Genomic DNA, 1,757 nt, shown 5'->3' with positions numbered 1-1,757 from the left:
TACAAACAGATTTAAAATCTTATTGTGCCAGCACGCTTGACGGTACAAAATCAATATTGAGCGCTCTACGAAGTTTATCACAACAGGTAGCTTGCGCGCCAAGAAGTCCTGAGGAAGGTGCGAACAAGTCCCTGATATGAGATCATGTTTGTCATCTGGAGCCATAGAACAGGGTTCATCATGAGTCATCAACTTACCTTCGCCGACAGTGAATTCAGCAGTAAGCGCCGTCAGACCAGAAAAGAGATTTTCTTGTCCCGCATGGAGCAGATTCTGCCATGGCAAAACATGGTGGAAGTCATCGAGCCGTTTTACCCCAAGGCTGGTAATGGCCGGCGACCTTATCCGCTGGAAACCATGCTACGCATTCACTGCATGCAGCATTGGTACAACCTGAGCGATGGCGCGATGGAAGATGCTCTGTACGAAATCGCCTCCATGCGTCTGTTTGCCCGGTTATCCCTGGATAGCGCCTTGCCGGACCGCACCACCATCATGAATTTCCGCCACCTGCTGGAGCAGCATCAACTGGCCCGCCAATTGTTCAAGACCATCAATCGCTGGCTGGCCGAAGCAGGCGTCATGATGACTCAAGGCACCTTGGTCGATGCCACCATCATTGAGGCACCCAGCTCGACCAAGAACAAAGAGCAGCAACGCGATCCGGAGATGCATCAGACCAAGAAAGGCAATCAGTGGCACTTTGGCATGAAGGCCCACATTGGTGTCGATGCCAAGAGTGGCCTGACCCACAGCCTGGTCACCACCGCGGCCAACGAGCATGACCTCAATCAGCTGGGTAATCTGCTGCATGGAGAGGAGCAATTTGTCTCAGCCGATGCCGGCTACCAAGGGGCGCCACAGCGCGAGGAGCTGGCCGAGGTGGATGTGGACTGGCTGATCGCCGAGCGCCCCGGCAAGGTAAGAACCTTGAAACAGCATCCACGCAAGAACAAAACGGCCATCAACATCGAATACATGAAAGCCAGCATCCGGGCCAGGGTGGAGCACCCATTTCGCATCATCAAGCGACAGTTCGGCTTCGTGAAAGCCAGATACAAGGGGTTGCTGAAAAACGATAACCAACTGGCGATGTTATTCACGCTGGCCAACCTGTTTCGGGCGGACCAAATGATACGTCAGTGGGAGAGATCTCACTAAAAACTGGGGATAACGCCTTAAATGGCGAAGAAACGGTCTAAATAGGCTGATTCAAGGCATTTACGGGAGAAAAAATCGGCTCAAACATGAAGAAATGAAATGACTGAGTCAGCCGAGAAGAATTTCCCCGCTTATTCGCACCTTCCCTGGCAGATCCTTGCAGAAGCAGCCAGCATCGCCCAGGGTAAAGAGCAGCAGAAGCAGGATACGATAAAAAAGCCATAGCTGCCCAGCGGTGGTTATCGGAGTTCGGGGGAGAAAGGGGGGAAAAGGCAAGATGGAAGCGAGAAAAACTCAGGTTGCCACCGATACCGGAACCAGAAATAGACCCGGTGCTTAAGGAGTTGTTGTACGCCTATTCGGTAATATCCCGTGCCCGACGTTATGCTGGAATGGCTGGGGTGCCTTTGCCTTTATCTCTGACAGAGATAAATGAATATTTAGCCACTCATCCGGTATTGATTGAGCGCGATGAATTTGAAGCAGTGATCTTTGCACTGGATGACCAGTATTTTCAGGAGCAGTGTGTGTAGTTGTTAATTACGTACACTCTGTTACAGAGATGTGATGGTGTCTTTAATTAAATCGATGATGCT

Annotated in this window: 4 protein-coding genes; 3 read left to right on the top strand and 1 reads right to left on the bottom strand. The window is 51.1% G+C overall.

Annotated features, from left to right (window positions below):
* Positions 1–189 (bottom strand): hypothetical protein (locus ACW17M_RS24050; protein ID WP_457548199.1); only part of this gene is annotated, 189 nt, incomplete at its 3' end.
* Between ACW17M_RS24050 and ACW17M_RS24045 the strand changes: the two genes are divergently transcribed.
* From ACW17M_RS24045 to ACW17M_RS24035, 3 genes are all read left to right on the top strand, one after another.
* The gene (locus ACW17M_RS24045) at positions 181–1,161 is read left to right on the top strand and encodes an IS5-like element IS5 family transposase (protein WP_000019403.1); all 981 of its coding nucleotides are present in this window, start codon (positions 181–183) and stop codon (positions 1,159–1,161) included. The genes ACW17M_RS24050 and ACW17M_RS24045 overlap by 9 nt on opposite strands.
* Positions 1,162–1,260: 99 nt before the next feature.
* Positions 1,261–1,386 (top strand): hypothetical protein, encoded by a 126-nt coding sequence (locus ACW17M_RS24040; protein WP_457548198.1) that lies wholly within the window; start codon positions 1,261–1,263, stop codon positions 1,384–1,386.
* 182 nt (positions 1,387–1,568) lie between these two features.
* A complete protein-coding gene (locus ACW17M_RS24035) occupies positions 1,569–1,694 on the top strand; it encodes a hypothetical protein (protein WP_001635124.1) in 126 nt (41 codons plus the stop codon).
* Positions 1,695–1,757: the final 63 nt, after the last annotated feature.

Source organism: Vreelandella sp. 2A-K22, from assembly GCF_054065485.1.
The sequence above is the reverse complement of the archived record's forward strand: the minus strand, read 5'-3'. Positions and strand labels throughout refer to the sequence as shown.